The 18631-nt window shown below is 53.9% G+C and carries 17 protein-coding genes and 2 pseudogenes; 9 read left to right on the top strand and 10 right to left on the bottom strand.

Annotation, left to right across the window (positions count from 1 at the left end):
* Positions 1–23 precede the first annotated feature (23 nt).
* Positions 24–935, bottom strand: a complete 912-nt coding sequence (locus tag B7L09_RS07705; RefSeq protein ID WP_010461437.1) for an NAD-dependent epimerase/dehydratase family protein — start codon at positions 933–935, stop codon at positions 24–26.
* On the bottom strand, positions 935–2686 hold the full coding sequence (locus B7L09_RS07710; RefSeq protein WP_010461439.1) for a fatty acyl-AMP ligase: 1752 nt from the start codon (positions 2684–2686) through the stop codon (positions 935–937). Before B7L09_RS07710 ends, B7L09_RS07705 begins: the two co-directional genes overlap by 1 nt.
* Before the next feature lie 561 nt (positions 2687–3247).
* Between B7L09_RS07710 and B7L09_RS07715 the strand changes: the two genes are divergently transcribed.
* The 9 genes and pseudogenes from B7L09_RS07715 to B7L09_RS31300 all read left to right on the top strand — a co-directional run.
* Positions 3248–4390, top strand: coding sequence for a hypothetical protein (locus B7L09_RS07715; RefSeq protein WP_010461441.1), 1143 nt, complete (start codon positions 3248–3250; stop codon positions 4388–4390).
* Positions 4374–5183: a nucleotidyltransferase family protein gene (locus tag B7L09_RS07720; protein WP_042932249.1), complete on the top strand. Its 810-nt coding sequence runs from the start codon at positions 4374–4376 to the stop codon at positions 5181–5183. The genes B7L09_RS07715 and B7L09_RS07720 overlap by 17 nt, the downstream gene beginning before the upstream one ends.
* 136 nt (positions 5184–5319) lie before the next feature.
* Positions 5320–6393 carry an LPS export ABC transporter permease LptF gene (gene lptF / locus B7L09_RS07725; RefSeq protein ID WP_010461446.1) on the top strand — a complete coding sequence of 358 codons (1074 nt, stop codon included), beginning with the start codon at positions 5320–5322 and terminating at the stop codon, positions 6391–6393.
* Positions 6390–7469: an LPS export ABC transporter permease LptG gene (gene lptG / locus B7L09_RS07730; RefSeq protein WP_010461448.1), complete on the top strand. Its 1080-nt coding sequence runs from the start codon at positions 6390–6392 to the stop codon at positions 7467–7469. Before lptF ends, lptG begins: the two co-directional genes overlap by 4 nt.
* A gap of 75 nt (positions 7470–7544) precedes the next feature.
* Complete coding sequence (locus tag B7L09_RS07735) at positions 7545–8534, top strand: diacylglycerol kinase family protein (protein ID WP_010461450.1); 990 nt, start codon at positions 7545–7547, stop codon at positions 8532–8534.
* Positions 8527–9447, top strand: coding sequence for a BTB/POZ domain-containing protein (locus B7L09_RS07740; protein WP_255141768.1), 921 nt, complete (start codon positions 8527–8529; stop codon positions 9445–9447). The genes B7L09_RS07735 and B7L09_RS07740 overlap by 8 nt, the downstream gene beginning before the upstream one ends.
* 452 nt (positions 9448–9899) lie before the next feature.
* Positions 9900–11094: pseudogene (gene tnpC / locus B7L09_RS32770) on the top strand (IS66 family transposase); the annotation flags it as partial.
* A 143-nt stretch (positions 11095–11237) separates the two neighbouring features.
* Positions 11238–11903 carry a class I SAM-dependent methyltransferase gene (locus B7L09_RS07760; RefSeq protein WP_255141769.1) on the top strand — a complete coding sequence of 222 codons (666 nt, stop codon included), beginning with the start codon at positions 11238–11240 and terminating at the stop codon, positions 11901–11903.
* A gap of 246 nt (positions 11904–12149) precedes the next feature.
* Positions 12150–12278: pseudogene (locus tag B7L09_RS31300) on the top strand (transposase); the annotation flags it as partial.
* A 137-nt stretch (positions 12279–12415) separates the two neighbouring features.
* Here B7L09_RS31300 and ccmI read toward each other — a convergent pair.
* The 8 genes from ccmI to B7L09_RS07805 form a co-directional block, all read right to left on the bottom strand.
* Complete coding sequence (ccmI, locus tag B7L09_RS07770) at positions 12416–13627, bottom strand: c-type cytochrome biogenesis protein CcmI (protein ID WP_010461456.1); 1212 nt, start codon at positions 13625–13627, stop codon at positions 12416–12418.
* A complete protein-coding gene (locus B7L09_RS07775; RefSeq protein WP_094468389.1) occupies positions 13624–14085 on the bottom strand; it encodes a cytochrome c-type biogenesis protein in 462 nt (153 codons plus the stop codon). Before B7L09_RS07775 ends, ccmI begins: the two co-directional genes overlap by 4 nt.
* Positions 14082–14618: a DsbE family thiol:disulfide interchange protein gene (locus B7L09_RS07780; protein WP_064451573.1), complete on the bottom strand. Its 537-nt coding sequence runs from the start codon at positions 14616–14618 to the stop codon at positions 14082–14084. Before B7L09_RS07780 ends, B7L09_RS07775 begins: the two co-directional genes overlap by 4 nt.
* A complete protein-coding gene (locus tag B7L09_RS07785) occupies positions 14615–16588 on the bottom strand; it encodes a heme lyase CcmF/NrfE family subunit (RefSeq protein ID WP_094468390.1) in 1974 nt (657 codons plus the stop codon). The genes B7L09_RS07780 and B7L09_RS07785 overlap by 4 nt, the downstream gene beginning before the upstream one ends.
* Positions 16589–16591: 3 nt before the next feature.
* Complete coding sequence (gene ccmE / locus B7L09_RS07790) at positions 16592–17059, bottom strand: cytochrome c maturation protein CcmE (RefSeq protein ID WP_064451571.1); 468 nt, start codon at positions 17057–17059, stop codon at positions 16592–16594.
* On the bottom strand, positions 17056–17232 hold the full coding sequence (gene ccmD, locus B7L09_RS07795; protein WP_094468391.1) for a heme exporter protein CcmD: 177 nt from the start codon (positions 17230–17232) through the stop codon (positions 17056–17058). The genes ccmE and ccmD overlap by 4 nt, the downstream gene beginning before the upstream one ends.
* Before the next feature lie 4 nt (positions 17233–17236).
* A complete protein-coding gene (locus B7L09_RS07800) occupies positions 17237–18001 on the bottom strand; it encodes a heme ABC transporter permease (RefSeq protein ID WP_042932252.1) in 765 nt (254 codons plus the stop codon).
* A gap of 90 nt (positions 18002–18091) precedes the next feature.
* On the bottom strand, positions 18092–18517 hold the full coding sequence (locus B7L09_RS07805; RefSeq protein WP_010461464.1) for a c-type cytochrome: 426 nt from the start codon (positions 18515–18517) through the stop codon (positions 18092–18094).
* Positions 18518–18631: the final 114 nt, after the last annotated feature.

Genomic DNA, 18631 nt, shown 5'->3' on the forward strand with positions numbered 1-18631 from the left:
TGGACGATTGAATTGACGCGTTTTTAGAACAGCCGGTCTTTCAGCGCGCGACGCAGCTTTATCTGGGGTACCCACCCAATGGCATCGGTAATGACAGCGTTGCTGCATGTCCAATCGTCGTGAACGAGCTCTTTGACCTTGCTGGTCGTAAGCATCGGCTCACCCGGAATCAGGTAGGACAAAATGAGGTTCAGTCGCGCCAGGCTGTTCAGCGCAACATGGGGAATAGTCATCTGACGTACAGGTGCCTTGCGTACATCAACCCCAATACACGCCAAGCCATTCCAACTGTATCCACCCAACGCACCGTCACTGATCTCATACATCGCCGGCCTCGCCAACGGAGTAGTGATCCATTGCAATACGGCAGCGGTGAGATCAAACACATGGACGAAACTCAGGCGCGAATGGCCCGCACTCAACCTGATCAACAACCCACGCAGCAACCAGGAAAACAAAGGTTGCAACTCTCGATCGCCCGGGCCATACACAGCGGTAGGCCTGAAAATACTGACTTCGATCTTTCCGGCCCCATGAAGGACTTCTTGCTCCGCGTAATACTTGGAATTCGAGTACCAGGAAAGCTCGGGATGACGTGCTGCCAGGGACGACATATGCAGAAATCGCTCACAGTCTCCGCCGACACGTGCGGCTTCCATGACTCGACGGCTACCGTCGACGTTGGTGACATGAAAGACACACTCCTCTCGCCCTCTGACGGCTCCCGCACAGTGAACAACCGTGCGTGCGCCCATCACCAGCTCAGACAGAGACCGTGAATTTTCAAGCGAGCCTCGCACCCAATAAATTCCGTTGCGTAGACCTGACTGCGTCCGACTCAACGCACGAACATTGAACCCTTGGGTTACCAACATTCGCCCAATCAGGCTGCCGATGAATCCGCTCCCTCCGGTCAGGGCCACTGTCGGCACCATCACGCGGAACCTGCGACGGCGAAGGTTTCCTGGCGCACCACCAGCTGACTGAGAAAGCGCTTACGCGCTTCAGCTCGCGCAGGTTTGCCTGATGAGGTGCGAGGAATGCTATGTGGTGGAACGAGCTCGATCATGGGTGAGAGCCCGAACTCACTGTGGATCTTGGCAAACAAGGTGTGCAGTAGTCGTTCGCGCGCCTCTTGAGCGACGATCCGACATTGCACCTGTACTACTACCGACGTCTCCCCGTTGTCTTGCACAATGAACACGATGGCGTCTCCCGGCCTGACCTCGGGCTCTGATTCGGCGACCAGCTCGATATCCTGGGGCCAGATGTTCCTACCCCGGATAATGATCAGGTCCTTCTTGCGCCCGGTGACATACAAGTCACCGTCAAGCAGATAACCCAGATCACCGGTGTCCAGCCATCGTGTAACTTCCAGCTGCTGTCTCGACTCCTGATCCTCAAAGTACCCTGCCATGAGGCTTGGGCCAGAAATGACAATTCGACCGATGCATCGCTCGGCGAGTGCATGGCCAGTGTCATCTAGCACCTGTAGTTGATGACCCGGCAGAGGGCGACCACAATTAACAAATGTGCTGACGGCCGCGGATTGTTCAGTGGCTTTAACTGCCCGCCCTTCTAGTTCCAGAATGTCCCGGTCCACTCGATCAACCTGCCCGCCAGCTCCAGGCGCTGCGAAGCTGACGGCTAACGTATTTTCGGCCAGGCCATAACATGGCATGAATGCACTTGCTTTAAAGCCCGCAGGAGCAAAGTGCTCGGCGAAGCGGTTCAGCGTGGAAATCGCAATGGGCTCCGCGCCTACACCAGCCACCCGCCACTTCGAAAGATCAAGGCTTTCGACCTCTGCAGAACTGCAGCGTCGTACGCACAAGTCGTACCCAAAAGGCGGTGCGACAGACACCGTACCTCTGTTACGACTCATCAGATTCAACCATTGCTTGGGGCGCATGGCGAAATCTCGTGTCTGCAGATAGTCAACCGATAGCTGAGTGGCGACCGGAGTCAGGACGAAACCAACCAACCCCATGTCGTGGTAGTACGGCAACCACGAAATGCAACGATCGTGGGGCTGTAGCCTGATTCCATGAAGACTGATGCCTCGAAGATTAGCCATTACTGACTGCTGCGTTACGACCACGCCCTGAGGAAAGCGGGTACTACCTGAAGTGTACTGCAGGTAGGCAATATCATCCGGTTGCGGACGCACGAGTTTGACGTCGGACATGGCGAGCGCTTCGACCGAATCAAAGTCACCAGTGAATTTCAGTGCGGAGGCATCTACAGCCTCATTCACATACGGTAACCACTCTCGGCCGCCGACAATTGCCGAGGGAGAGCAACTGGCCAGCAATCCTCGCAGCTTTTCAACGTACGCATGATGGTGTCCTACCCCTGCGGGAATAGGCAGTGGCACCGGAATGAGACCTGCGTATTGACATGCAAAAAAAGCTTTAACGAAGCAGGGTGTCGTGTCTGCGATGAGTGCTACACGATCTCCCTTCCTCAGACCAATACCTAATAACTTCTTGGCCGCGGCTACGGCTCGAGCCTGCAATTGTCTGTACTCAACAACGGCCACTAGATGACAACGTCGGTCGTAGAAATTCATGCCCGTCTGGCCAAGCGCCGCGTAGTCAAGCGCTTCAGCCAATGAAGAAAAATCTGCAAATCGTTGAGGCAGTGAACGTACAGCGCTTGTCTCTGACAAATAGAGAACGGTCATAGGTCTGAGCTCTTTATCAGGCGCACTACTAAATTTCGCGCTAAGTTTTAGGTCACTACATGCATGGGAGAAAACTTCGCCCTACGCAATTAGCGAACAATCCAAAATCATGTCACCAGCCGACAAGTCATATAGATATCTGAAAATTTCTAATTCGTGCGCCTAGGCATTCCTGCTCTAAAAATGCATAAAGTCAATCCACAGCAGCTGATAAGCACCGTCATTTAAGACCCACCTTCAAACATATCATACGAAAAAAAACAGCTTAGCCACCGATGACAGACCAGCCAACTTATGATGCAACCTCAACGAAGGCACATCATGTTCAACGCATGGCTCACCTAGCAATCCGCACACCTGAAAGCAACCGAAAACCGGGCATTTCAGAGGAGTTTCATTCTCCTCGCTGGTTCTATGGCTTATTCGCTTTGTCGTGTTATATATAGCCGTAACGAAATATTTCAGCAACAGATAAATACAGTTTTTTATCGACCGAGCTCAATGGTTCGCAGACACGCGAATTGACTAACCATCCATTAATGCAGAAAACAGATAACAGTCATGGACAAAATGAACCCTTCAATAAAAACAACAATGGTTAAAGATCAGCAAGATCTTGATATCTTTATTTCGCTTCCTGGCATGCTATATAAGAATGATCCTTGTTGGATTGAGCCGCTGCACTTAGAACGGCGTGAACATCTGTCAAAAAGGAATCCAACTTCCGAACATATTACTTGGCAAGCTTGGATCGCAACGTGCGAAGGCGTACCTGTGGGTCGCATCCTCGCGCAGATCGATACGCTGCACCAAGAGCTTCATGGTGCAGATACCGGTCATTTCGGGATGCTTGATGCAATTGACGATCCAGAGGTGTTTCTCAGTTTATTCACCACCGCGGAAGCATGGTTGCAAGCGCGTGGAGTCAAGCAAATTACCGGGCCATTCAGCATGAATATCAATCAAGAGAGCGGATTACTGGTTGAGGGTTTTGATACGCCTCCTTCGGCCTTCATGAATCATCACCATCCTTACTACCAAAGGCACCTGGATACTCTAAATTACCGCGAAGCCGTCGACCTTCTAGCCTACTGGATGCGTACCGACGAGCTGAATTTCCCTGCAGGGCTTCAGAGGATGATGAATCGCGAACGCTCTCGAATTCGCATCAGGATGCTAGACAGGTCAAGGTTCAACGAAGAGATGCAAACGCTGCGCGATATTTTCAACGATGCCTGGGAGAACAACTGGGGCTTCGTACCCTTCACCGAAAGAGACTTCGGCGACATGGGCAAGCAACTGAAATTCCTGGTGCCGAATGACCTCATCTACATCGCTGAAATAGACGATGAGCCCTGTGCATTTATCGTCGCCATGCCGAACATCCATGAAGCAATCGCACCCTTGAAGGGCAAGCTTTTGCCTTTTGGTTGGCTCCGGTTGCTATGGAAATTGAAGATCGCCGGCACTCGAACGGCACGAGTTCCATTGATGGGCGTCAGGCAACGTTATCAATTCAGTAGGCAGGGGCCGGTATTGGCGTTGCTGCTGATAGAGGCGCTCAAAGCTCCCTTTGTAAGACGCAAACTCGATGCTTTGGAGATGTCATGGATTCTTGAAACGAATACCGGCATGCGCACGATTCTTGAACGCATTGGTGCGACAGACTACAAGCGGTATCGACTCTATGAAAAACGTATCTGAGCCGGTGCGCTTTTCAGCGCTAGTACTGGCGGGTGATCGACAAGCCAATGATCCTGTAGCTGCTATGAGTGGTTTGGGGTGCAAGGCCCTCACGAAAGTCCAGGGTATACCGATGCTTCATCGCGTACTGGCTGCCTTGAGAGCTAGCGATCGCGTTGCTGAAATTACTTTGATGGGACCTTCGCGCCAGGCTTTAGAAAATGATCTGCGCATGCACACATTATTGGGACGCAGAGAAGTTTTCGCTCTGGAACCTGCCTCCACGCCCAGCGCCAGTGCGCTACGGGGACTACTGCATGTAAAAGCCCGCCCCGTATTTGTCACGACAGCTGACCATGCACTTCTGCGCCCGGAAATCATTGACTATTTCCTTGATCGCTCACGCGAGAGTGGTTGCGACGTCTCTGTAGCTTTAACGCCTCTGGAAACGGTGACGACGATGTTTCCTGGCCATCGTCGCACCGCAATCAAACTCAAGGGTGGTCCTTATTGCGGCAGCAATATGTTCGCGTTCATGACGCCGCAAAGCGAGAAGCTCGCTGCATTCTGGCGATCTGTCGAAGAGCAGCGCAAAAGCCCGAGAAAGGTGATCGCAAGCGCCTTGGGGCTGAGCGCGACCTTGAAGTACCTCATGGGGACGCTATCGCTCGAACAGGCGCTGGAGCAGGTCTCATCACTGGTGGGATTGAAGATCGGCGCTGTCCTCATGCCATTTGCGGAAGCTGCCGTGGACATCGACTCCATGAGTGATCACGCGCTCGTGGAGCGATTTTTATTGGAGCGAGAGCGTTGATGCGAAAGCTCCTTTAACAGCCTGAAAATTCAACGCCTCTTACGTTGTGACGCTCCGTCGAATCTACCCAGCCGAATGTCGCCACGGAATGGCAATAGGAACACCCCATTGCGACGCCTGACCACAAGGTCCAAATATGCTTTTGATCGAGCGCTACATCATTGCTGAAATTCGTCGCCCTGTATCGATCATGGTGGGCATTTTGACGTTTGTATTTGCAAGCTATTCAGCGGAGCGCTACCTGACACAAGCAGCAAACGGTACCCTAGCTTTGCAATCAGTGATCGACATGGTGGTTTACAAGGTCATCATTGCGCTTGAAATGCTAGTGCCGGTCGCGCTGTACGCATCGGTGGCCATTGCCATGGGCAGGCTGTACCACGACTCAGAGATCACCGCCATTCTGGCCTCCGGTGCGAGCCCATTAAGACTTTATCGTGCCATCGCGCTGATCTCCATTCCGATCGCAATTGCCGTGACGGCTCTTTCAATCTACGGCCGCCCCTGGGCATATACCCAGACATATCGGTTGGAGCAGGAGTCCAAGACTGATCTGGACGTGAATCATCTGCTGTCTCAACGATTCAACCTCAACCCCGACAACGGCCGAATGATTCTCGCAGAACAAGTTGACCATGAATCAGGCAACCTGAAAAACGCGCTCATCTACGATCCGGGCGAAGGGAAGACTCGTATCTTTCGCTCCAATTTTGCGAGAGTGGCCGACCCTAATCCGGATGATCCGATAATCGCAATGACGAACGGGACATCGTACACACTGCAGCATGCCGGAACGAAAGACATCACATTCCTTTTCAATACTATGGCGCTGCACCTGAAGCCCATCGAAGCGGAGGAAGACAACAAGCGCAAAGCAACATCAACAGTGCTGTTGAACGCATCCCCCCTGCCGAAGGACAAAGCGGAATTACAGTGGCGTGAAACGCGCGGTATCAGTGCATTTCTCCTCGCACTACTCGCTGTCCCCTTGAGCCGAAGCGCGCCTCGCAAAGGCCGTTTTTCCACCTTGCTACCCGTCAGCATGCTCTTCGTAATCATCTTTTACGCCGGCAATATCTTTCGGACGTTAGTGGCAAATACCACCATCGCTCTTACACCCGGCCTCTGGCTGATGCCGTTACTCATGGCATTGGGAGTTCTTGCGTTCATGGCGCGAGATCTGTCTCTGTTGCGACGGCGCCCACAATGAAAATAGCGAGCTTTTACCTGATTCGTAATGTCCTGATCGGGTTCGTCGCGGCAGTAGCATTGCTACTCCCCTTGTTCACCACTTTTGACTTGATCAATGAGCTGGAGGATGTAACCCCCAATGGCTATCGATGGAATCAGGCGCTAATGGTTGTACTGATGACACTGCCCAGACGCGCTGTTGATCTGAGCCCCTTTATTGCGTTGCTGGGGGGTATCGTCGGATTAGGCCAACTAGCAACCACGCAAGAATTGACTGCGATGCGCGCAGCCGGCGTCTCAATCGTGCGTATCGCAGCCACAACCGTTTTAGCTGGTTTGATTTTCGTCTTAATGATGGGAGCCATGGATGAATGGGTTGCATCGCCATTGCAGCAGGGCGGGATGTTCATCAGAAACGAAGCCATGGCAGCCTCAGGTCAGCCAGCAAGCCCCAATGGCAGCATCTGGGCGCGACGAGGCGATGAGGTGGCGCGAATCGGCACGATGGCACGACACAACACTCCAATCAGCATTGAGATCTTTCGATACAGCTCAGACATGAGACTTACGTCTTACGTGTTCGCCGACAGTGCTGATATCCGTCCAGGCGGAACCTGGTTGCTCAAGAACGTCCAGATCAAGGAATGGCAGCAAACCGATGAAAGAGTTAGTCAGCAAGATCACCTCGTATGGCAGTCGGTGTTTTCAGAACAACGCCTGAATGACCTGACCCTGCCTATCGACAGCTTCTCCATCAGACAACTTTATCGCTACATCAAGTTCTTGGCCGATTCTGATCAACCTACGGCCGAGTATGAAATGGCGATCTGGCAAAAACTCGGACGTCCCGTTCTGACACTGGCGATGATCCTTTTTGCTGTGCCCTTTACGTTCGTTCACCAGCGCTCTCCCGGGCTAGGCGGGCGCCTGGCGATAGGAGCCGTATTAGGCCTGCTGATCTACGTATGCAATCAAATCATAGCCAATCTCGGTTTGTTGTTCGCAGGCAACCTAATGCTCACTACGTTACTGCCATCGTTCGCTCTGCTTGGCATCGGCATGATGCTCGTACATCGATTCGACCGGGTGCGCTGATGAACATTTTCACAATACTTTCAGTGAACCGGCACGACTGCTTCCCCCCATCCATCACTTCTGCAGGTGATTCGAATGATTGATCCGATAGCGCTCCCGAGGCACATTGGTGTCGTACTCAACCCCCTGAGCGGACATGTCAGGCGAAATCTCAAAAAACTTCGAAGACTCGTATTACAAATACCGCAGTCCACGGTAATCGAAGCTTCAAACCCTGCTGAAATCGCACAGGCGTTAGACATTTTCAACCTCGGGGTGAACGATCTATTAGTAGTTATTGGTGGAGACGGCAGCCTTCAGGCCGCGCTTACCGCCTCACTCAGGCGCTCTATGGAGTTGGCGCCCTTCGTTCTGGCGCTACCTGGCGGCACAACCAACATGAGTGCGATTGATCTGGGAGTTACCATGACACCGGCGTCCACGCTCGAGGCACTGATCAGCTGGCTCGCGGGAGATGCCCCCCCGCCCTCGGTCAGCATTCGATCAATCCTACAGGTCTCCGATGCCAGTTCTACCCTTCCGCAATTCGGGTTGTTTTTTGGAGCAGGTGCGATCATCGATGGCGTCAAATACTTCCACTCCGAAGTTCGCCCTAAGGGCATCCAAGGCAATTTGGGCCCTGCCTTCGCGTTTATGCGCATGCTGCTTTCCTTGTTTCGACACAATGAGCAAAGTGTCGCCTCAGCCACCCTGGCCGGCCTGCAACTGCAGCATCAGTATCTTTATTCCCCATGGCTACTGATCCTTGCCACTACGCTTGATAAGCTGTTACTCAAGAGCACTCCCTATTGGGGACTGGAGCGCGCGCCGATGCATTTCACCGCAATCGCCCACCGCGCACCGCGTCTTCTTTCATCTCTGCCGTTCCTGTTGCGTGGCAAATCCAACGCCGCCATGCAGGACAGCAGAGCATATGTCAGCCAAAACCTGACTCATGCAGTCATTGATGACCTGAGCGAATATCTGTTGGACGGGGAACTCTTTGCGACCCGAAGTTCGCTATATCTGTCAGCGGACGTTAGCGCTCGGTTTATCCTATTTGATGACGAGCTACACAATGCGTAGCACACGACTTGTCGAGCCTGCACCAGCATTACTGCAAAGCGTGAATCAAGAAAGCTCACGTCCGGTAGCATCGGACCTTCTGACGATCACGGAAACGCTACGAGCGCGATTCGGTTCTGCGCTGATGGCGCTGCTGTTCTATGGCTCGTGTCTTCGTGAGGGAAATTTGAGGGACGGTCTAGTCGATCTCTATGTGCTCCTGGATGACTACACCAGTGTACGCACGGGTCTTGTGTCCAGATTGGCCGGTCGATGCCTGCCGCCCACCGTCTTCCTACTCAAGTCACCAGCACCAGGTGGTGGGTTCTTACGTGCAAAATGTGCTTTGGTAACCCTGAAAGATTTCGAAAAAGGAACATCGATCTGGTTTCAAAGCTATCTGTGGAGCAGGTTTTCGCAACCCTCCAGGCTTGTGTATTACCACGATGAAATTATCAAATCACGTATCCATTATGCGTTGAGTCGGGCAGTGATAAGAATGGTGTCCGAAGCTGCCTCCGTTGCACACTCCGCCATCTCAATTTCTGAACTCTGGGAGCACGCCCTGTCGCTAACCTATGCGACCGAATTACGGCCTGAAAAATTGAGCCGCTCGAGAGAAATTGTCAGTGCCAACGCCGAGTACTTTATCCAAATGACACACGGAGCCGCCGCGTCGATACCTGATCTGAGCCCAGTTGACGGTCGACGGGAACTGTTCGTGTACAGCGGCGATGTATCAGGAAGGCAACGCTACCGGTGGAAATGGAAAGTCAGGCGTCTGCAAGGTCGTATGCTGAATATCTTGCGGTTGATCAAGGCTCTTTTTACATTTGAAGGCGCAGTCGACTACGTCCTCTGGAAGCTGCTTGCTCGCGGAGCCTCCCTCGACAAGATCAACGACCCTGTATCACTTACTCCCATCGTCCAGTGAGGTGGTTTCAATCACTCTGAATCTTGCGTGCATGGTTGTTTTCCGTGCCGTCGTGCGTGCCTTCTTTGTAGGCTTCCGGCCAAGTCATCTACCCAGCCCCGCAAAGCCAAGACATGGTGTGCACTTAAATTTAAGTGGGCACCAGTTCTAGCCTTTTAAGCGTGTATTTCATGCAGCCAACACGCCGTTCCTATTCCAAGTCTTTCAACGCCCAATTCATTCAAGAGTGTGCCCAGGCCGGTGCTTCGATTGCTACCATAGCGCTCAGCAATAGCCTCAACGCAAATCGAGGTGAGGTAGAAGGCGGGCTCCAAACCAGCCCGGTAGAACTCGTATTTGGCTTCCCGACGTAAGTTTTTACAACGCCAAAATTCCGAAATTCGCACGCAGCAGCATCGAATATCTGCGTTGAAATCCAGCACCCGCGCGGCACCGTCAAAGTGAACTGGCCAACCGAGAACAAGCAAAAGCCCAAGCGCACTGCGTTGCCGACTGAGTTTCCACGCACCTTGATCCATCACGAACTGGACAACACTCACTGCCCATGTGGTTGCGCACTAAAGCGTATCGGTGAGGGCGTCAGCGTGAAGCTGGACTACACGCCCGGCGTGTTTACCGTTGAACGCCATGTGCGGGGCAAGTGGGTCTGCGATGACTGCGAAACACTGATCCAGGCGCCGGTTCCGGCGCAGGTCATCGACAAGGGTATTCCGACCGCCGGGCTGCTTGCCCACGTCATGATCGCCAAGTTTGCCGACCACCTGCCTCTCTACCGTCAGGAATCGATCTTCGGTCGGGCGGGCTTGGCGATTCCACGCTCAACCTTGGCTCAATGGGTTGACATGACTGGCGTGCAGTTGCGGCCACTGGTCGACGCGTTGCGCGTCGTGGTGCTCGGGCAGCAGGTTATCCATGCCGATGAAACACCCGTGCAAATGCTCAGACACATCCCTCCCGCGTCCCCTATCCGCTATTGACCCCTCTCCCTCTGGAGCCTGACGGCTGCAGATCTTGTACACAGCGTATACCGTGGAAATAGTGGTATGAGCCCGATTTCATTCTCATAACTTCCCGCAAGGCTGGAAAGGTAAGTTGGTCTGCAACGATTTTAGCGGTTACAAGGCCAGCTTCGAACTCGGCGCGACCGAGCTTGGCTGCCTGGCCCAGGCCCGGCGCAAATTCTTCGAATTGCGCGCTACTAATAAGAGCCAGCTCGCCGAGCAGGCCCTGCGTTGCGTCCAGTGGCTGTACGAAATTGAGAGTGTTGGGGGGCAGTATTCAATCAGCGCCAACAGCCTGAACCCAGGCCCACTGAGAATCCGACTTTTTCAGCAGAATCGGCCATGCCTGGATGGTCGCCCAGCGCGACCTTGTGCCGGAGTGATCGACTATTGCCAATTTGCTGGATTACAGCCTAAAGCGATGGGTAGCGCTGACACGCTATCTCGATGATGGTGCTGTGTCCATCGACAACAACTGGGTGGCCGGCCGCGTGCACTTGGGCGCTTGAACTGGCTATTTGCAGGATCGTTACGCAGTGGCAAACGTGCGGCTGCGATCATGAGTCTGATCCAGTCGACACGGCTCAACAGGCATGATCCACATGCTTTTCTGAAGGACGTTCTCACGCGCCTACCGACGCAGTAAGCGAGTGCAATCAGCGACCTGCTGAGACATAAATGGACGTCAATCTAACCACGCAAGTTGAATTGGGCAGACACTTACGTCGAAATCGTTCTGGTTGTGAGTGCTGACGAGCTGATACGGTCGTTCAAGGCAGCCCGAGATCCTTGATCCTTCGCTACACCGAAGAAGGGGCTGCTGTTTATTCCCCCATGGTACTAAAGCTCTATGACTGGTGGGTACTAGGCGTCTCCAACCGCTTTGCTTGGCGATGTCCAACAAGGGAAGTGTTGCTACCTTTCTTCAAACAACATATTGGCCTGCAGCACTTAGATGTGGGAGTCGGTACAGGCTATTACCTACGCAATGCTCATCTGTCCGACCAGACTCATCTCACATTAATGGACTTCAATCCCAATAGTCTGCGAGCGGCTAGCGTTGGCTTGGATTGCGCATTGATACAATTGATCCACCATGATGTGATGACCCCTCTGCCCCTTCAGTCGGGTGGTACCTTTGATTCGATCTCCATGTTCTATCTGCTGCATTGCCTGCCCGGCACCCTGTCCGATAAAAGCGTGGTGTTCGACCACCTTAAGCATCACCTCAAGCCTACGGGGATGCTCTACGGAGCTACCATTCTCGGCGACAGCGCTAACCACAACGGCCTTGGTCAAAAGCTAATGACGGTTTACAACCGTAAAGGCATCTTCGGTAATCGGTACGATAACCGTGAAACGTTGGAGACTGAAATGAATAAACACTTTGGCGATGTGCGGATCAAAGTGCACGGCAAGGTGGCATTGTTCGAAGGGCGTAAGCCGATCGAGTGAGCTGCGGCCAAGACTTGCCCGTGCCTTCGGTTAGGGACACTCTGAAGAAGACTTCCTGATTTTGGCAAAATACCCAGATTCAACCGACGAGTTTTCCGATGATGCAGATGACCTTCGCCGATGCCTAGTTCGCCGGTGGCGTTAGTAGAATTGGATCGGGTGGTGCCGTGAAAGGGGCTGATTGTAGTGGTCTAATGAAACCGAACATCCATTTAGGCGAGAATGCTCGCCAGATCGAGATGTCAGATGACCAAACAACGCCGTTCCTTTTCCGCTGAATTCAAACGCGAGGCAGCCGGCCTCGTGCTCAAGCAAAACTACAGCTACATCGAAACCAGCCGTTCACTCGGCGTAGGCAAATGGGCCCTGCGCCGCATCCCCCTAGAAGTGGCGATGGTTAAAGGAAACTATCAGCTGTTGCGCCAATTTCCGACTTCGGGTCAGATGCCTTTGCTGGACGCTTACCGCGCACCAGATCAATAAAGAGCTAAAGACAAAACAACTACTATTGATTATATATCAGCACGATCAATCATAAGATTAAGCTTATTATTCTTCGAATTGATCGTCGTTGATCCGCGACCTAGCCATTCCCCTGATGCTGACTTCCCATTTTTTGAGATTCGAGCAGTCACCTGAATCGTGCCCGCTCGCGACAAAGTACTACTGCTAATCATCACGTCTGCATCTGAGAATTCCAGTTCTACAGGAAGATTTGAGACCTTTAACCGCTTAGCAGCAAGAGGAACTTTTGACCCCGAAATCGTCTGAACAAACACGAACACACTGTCATTTAAACTGATCTTATTTATAATTCCTGGAGCAATTTCAACCCGCACCCGAAGCAAAACGGGGGCTACATCAACTCCACCAACATTGATCAAATCGGTGTTTTCTACTCCCTTTGAAGCACCTTCTTTGGCTTGTTTAATAGCCTCGACCAAAGCAGAGCGTGATGCATCATCAGGGCTCATTCCTGCTAATGTTTGATTCCAATATTTTAAGGCCTCAACATAACGTTTCTCTTCAAAGGCTGCTAATCCTAAGAGGCTTAAGCTCACTAGCTCACTCGGATCATTCGCTAGCGCCTCATCTGTCAGGGCTTGAATCGTCGCCGACCATTTTTTTCTATTTGAAAAATATAACGCCTCAGCCCATCCACCTAACAACTCTGGTCGACGTCCGACCAATGACACCGTTCGCTCAAACATTTTGGCCGCATCCTCAGGCCGTCCCCGAGCCATGTAGTTTTGAGCCAGGAGATACGCACTTTCAGCAGACTCTGGCTGCGCGTTAACCGCACGCTCTAAACGACTGGTCATTTGAGTCAATGAGCCAGCTGGTTGGGCAAACTCGCGACTTAGCTCAACCTTGTCGCGGGCCCCAAAATGCAGGTACAAGCCCAAGCCGAGTACGGGAACCAGGATCGCCACCAACAACGGGAACAACTTACCCAGACGAGACATGCGCGGCGCTGCAACATCCTCGGTGTCAGCCAGCAACTCACGCGCCGCTTCGGCACGACCGCTGTTCATTTGCGCAGCATTGAGCACGCCCTCTTCCTGCTGAGTCTGTAACTCAGCTACGCGCTCTTGGTACAGCGCGACGTTCAGGGCCGTACGATCCTCTTCGAGCTGGGCGCGACGGCCTCGCAGAATGGGGATCAACAGAAAACTCAGGGCAACTAGAATTAGCAGACCTGCAGCGAGCCAGAAATCTATCATTCTTGATTTAATTGGTCGAGGCGCTTGCGCTCTTCGGGGGATAGTGCGTCGGACCCATCGGTGGGTGCGGCGCGACGACGGCGGACAATCACGGCCATGACCACCACGCCGGCCAGCAACAGCCCGGCGGGGCCGAACCAGAGCAGTGCGGTCTTGCCGTTGAGGGCCGGTTTGTAGCGCACGAAATCACCGTAGCGGTCGACCATGAAGTCGATGATCTGCTGGTTGTCCTTGCCCTCGCCCAGCATGCGGAAGATCTCTTTGCGCAAGTCGGCGGCGATGGGCGCGTTGGAGTCGGCGATGTCCTGGTTCTGACACTTGGGGCAGCGCAGTTCCTTGGTCAGTTCGCGAAACCGCTCGCGGTCACCGTCCTTGGCGAATTCGTAGGTGTCGATGGCGGCGTGGGCCACGCCGGCCAATCCCAGCGCCAGCACCGCAGCAGCTAACAGACGCTTCATGGCTGGGCCTCATCGACCAGCGCCTGGTACTTGGCGGCCAATTGCTCGCGCCAGACCACTTCATCGATCACGCCGACGTATTTGTCGCGGATCACGCCCTTGGCATCGATAAAGAAGGTTTCCGGGGCGCCATATACGCCAAGGTTCAAACCGAGGTTGCCGTCTTCATCGCGAATGTCCAATTGATAAGGGTTGTGGAACTCCGCCAGCCACTTCAAGGCCGCCGCATTGTCGTCCTTGTAGTTGATGCCGTAGATCACCACGCCCTTCTCGGCCAATTTGTTCAGCACCGGGTGTTCGACGCGGCACGAGATGCACCAGGTCGCCCACACGTTGACCAGCGCCGGTTTGCCCAACAGGTCGGCCTGGGTCAGGGTCTTGTCACCCTGCACGGTCTTCAGGCTGAACGCCGGGAAGGGCTTGCCGATCATCGCCGAGGGCAACTCGGCCGGGTCCAGGTACAGCCCGCGATACAGGAACACTGCCACCACCAAAAAGGCCGCCAGCGGTAACACCATCAACCAACGCTTCATGCCGCCGCTCCTGAAAGGCCGAGGGCTTCGCGCACCCGGCTCTTGACCTTGACCCGATAACGCCGGTCCAGCGCGGCCAGCAAACCACCAAAACCGGTGAGCAAACCGCCGAACCAGATCCAGCGCACGAACGGTTTGACGTGCACACGCACCGCCCAGGCGCCGTCGCCCAGCGGTTCACCCAGCGCCACATAGAGGTCGCGGGTGAAACCGGCGTCGATCCCGGCTTCGGTCATCATTGAGCTCTGCACGGTGTACAGACGTTTTTCCGGATGCAACACGGCCACTTCCTTGCCGTTGCGCACTACACGGATGGTGCCTTTGTCGGAGGTAAAGTTAGGGCCTTCGAAGTGCTTGGCGCCTTCGAAGATGAAGTGGTAGCCGGCCAGGTCCATGGACTCGCCGGGTGCCAGGCGCAGGTCGCGCTCGGCGCTGTTCTGGCTGGAGAGCACCACGCCCAGAGCGCACACGGCAATGCCGATGTGGGCGATTTGCATGCCCCAATAGCTGCGGGTCAAGGTTGGCAAGCCTTTGATCAGGCCTTTGTGACGGGTCTTGTCGACAATATCGCGCACGCCGGCCAGTAACACCCAGGCGGCGAGCAGGAAGGTGGCGAGCACCGCCCAGTTGAAATCGCCGTAAGCGAACCCGGCGATCACCGCCAGGGCCACGCTGCCCAACAGCACTGGCATCAGCATGCCGGCCAGCCATTTCACCGGGGTGTCTTTCCAGCGCACCAGCATGCCGACCGCCATGACCACCATCAACAGGCCCATCAATGGAATAAACAGCGCGTTGAAATACGGCGGGCCAACGGACAACTTGGCGCCGCTCAAGGCATCCAGCACCAGCGGGTAAAGGGTGCCAAGCAGAATCATCGACGCGGCCACCACCAGCACCAGGTTATTGCCCAGCAGCAGGGTCTCCCGCGACCACAGGTTGAAACCGACCTGGCTCTTGACCACCGGCGCGCGCAGGGCGAACAGGGTAAGTGAGCCGCCGACTACAAACAGCAGGAAGATCAGGATGAATACGCCGCGCTCAGGGTCGGACGCAAACGCATGCACCGACGTCAGCACGCCCGAACGCACGAGGAAGGTGCCGAGCAGGCTGAGGGAAAACGCCGCGATGGCCAGCAACACGGTCCAGCTCTTGAACACGCCGCGCTTTTCGGTGACGGCCAGCGAGTGAATCAGCGCCGTACCGACCAGCCATGGCATGAACGAGGCGTTTTCCACCGGGTCCCAGAACCACCAGCCGCCCCAGCCGAGTTCGTAATAGGCCCACCATGACCCCAAGGTGATACCAATACCGAGGAAGGCCCAGGCGACGATGGTCCACGGCCGCGACCAGCGCGCCCAAGCGGCATCGAGGCGCCCGCCGAGCAAGGCGGCGATGGCGAAGGCGAAGGCCACCGAGAAACCGACGTAACCCATGTAGAGCATCGGCGGGTGCACGATCAGGCCGATGTCCTGCAGCAGCGGGTTGAGATCATGCCCGTCTACCGGGATCTGCGGCAGGATGCGGCTGAACGGGTTGGAGGTCATGATCAGGAACAGCAGGAAGCCGATGCTGATCATGCCCATCACCGCCAACACCCGCGCCAGCATGACTTGTGGCAATTGGCGCGAGAACACCGACACGGCGAAGGTCCAGCCACCGAGGATCAACGCCCACAGCAGCAACGAGCCTTCGTGGGCGCCCCACACGGCGCTGAACTTGTAGTACCAAGGCAGCGCGCTGTTGGAGTTATTGGCCACATAGGCGACGGAAAAGTCGTCGGTCATAAACGCATAAGTCAGCGCACCGAAAGCAAACAGCAGAAAGGCAAACTGCCCCCAAGCAGCCGGCTGAGCCAGGCTCATCCACAAACGGTCACCGCGCCAGGCGCCAAGCAACGGAACCACTGCCTGAACCAGGGCGAGNATCNCCAACTGACCCAGCTCCGGAATAAACAGTGCAGATGTCATGGCTTAACCCTCCTTGGCAGGCTGTGAAGTTGCGCCTGGGGCGGATTGGCCGCTGTCTTTGAGCGCCTTGGTAACTTCCGGCGGCATGTATTTCTCATCGTGCTTGGCCAGCACTTCATCGGCGACGACTACGCCCTCAGCGTTGAGCTTGCCCAGGGCGACGATGCCCTGGCCCTCGCGGAACAGGTCCGGGAGGATGCCGCGATAGGTAATGGTGACGGCCTTGTTGAAGTCGGTGACCACGAAGGTCACGTCCAGAGAATCGCCGGAACGCTTCAGCGAGCCCTTCTCTACCATGCCGCCGGCGCGAATGCGCGTGTCCTGCGGGGCTTCGCCATTGGCGATCTGGGTTGGGGTGTAGAACAGGTTGATGTTCTCCCGCAGGGCGCTCATCGCCAGGCCCACGGCAATACTCACGCCGGCCAGGATGGCAAGGATGATCAACAGACGCTTTCTACGCAGCGGATTCACTTTTCGGTCTCCCGGCGCAGACGACGCGCCTCTTGTTGCAGGTAACGCTTGCGGGCCAGGATCGGCGCGGCGACATTTATGGAAAGAACAAGAAAACAAATGCCATACGCTGACCAAACGAACAAACCATGGTGTCCCATGTCAACGAAATCACTGATGGAAGAAAAAATCATTGCTTTAGCCCCTCGGATAGCCGGCCAAGTGGCTTTTTAAAATCTCGCTTTGAACCCAACTAGTTCGAGATTCACGCTTTAGTAGTTCTAAACGAATGCGCAACAACAATACCGCGCCGAAAAAACAATAGAAGCCGAGCATAGTCAGTAACAAGGGAAGCCACATATCAGCCGGCATAGCTGGCTTTTCAGTGAGACTAAAGCTTGCGCTTTGATGTAAGGTATTCCACCACTCGACCGAATATTTGATGATAGGAATATTGATCACACCTACGATTGCTAATATTGCGCAAGCTTGAGCTGCACTATTACGGTTGGTAATCGCGCTACCTAGAGCGATGATTCCGAAATACAAGAATAACAAAATCAACATTGAAGTTAACCGTGCATCCCAAACCCACCATGACCCCCAAGTTGGCTTACCCCAAATAGCCCCGGTGACCAGCGCTACTGCTGTCATCCATGCGCCGACTGGGGCCGCGCACTGTAGAACGACGTCAGCAAGTTTAATCTTCCAAACTAGCCTGACCACCCCACATATCGCTAACATTACATAACACGACTGTGCAAGCATCGCAGCTGGAACATGAACATACATGATACGAAAACTATTACCTTGCTGATAATCCGGAGGAGCAAAGGCCAAACCCCACACCACACCGGAAATAACCAGGAGCACAGTAAGCCCACTCAACCAAGGCAAAAAACGACCGCTCAGCTCATAAAACCATTTGGGCGAACCCAACCGATAAAACCATTGAAATGCCATAGCCATATGTCCGAATTATGAGTGCAATAACCGTTGTAAACAAACAACTGCTGTAACAACGGACACGCAAGCGCATCACGAGACTACTTACTATTTACCAAAGGTCGCGATATACGCAATGACATCACGACGAGCTTGTTCATCACTAAGTTTTACTGACATTCTCGTAGTAACTGACTCATCTTGCACCACACTCCTGATGTAACTCTGTGGATTTCCAAGCCAGCTAAATATCTTTTCCTTATCCCAATTAACCCCTGCCATCGACGCCTTTTGCAAACCGGTGTCATAAGAAAAATCTGCAACCGATCCCATCTTCCTGTTCAACACACCCGTCAAATTCGGGCCGATTCCATTAGTTGCCGTCGGCCCAACCTGATGGCAAATCGAGCACTGTTGAAAAACTATTTCACCGTGCTTGGGATCGCCCTCCTGAGCAAGCACAGACTTAACGGAAACAAGTGTCATTAGACCAACAAAAACTGAAACAGAGCAATTACTTGAAATGAGTTTCATATATAACTCCATGCTAGTACGTACTAGTCAGTCGATTCTACCGAAACGTCAAAAGACGCTAAATTCAGGTACACCCAGCAGCACACAAAACGAAACCGTAAGAAATTTACAATA

Source organism: Pseudomonas mandelii, from assembly GCF_002251635.1.
GTDB classification, from domain to species: domain Bacteria; phylum Pseudomonadota; class Gammaproteobacteria; order Pseudomonadales; family Pseudomonadaceae; genus Aquipseudomonas; species Aquipseudomonas mandelii_B.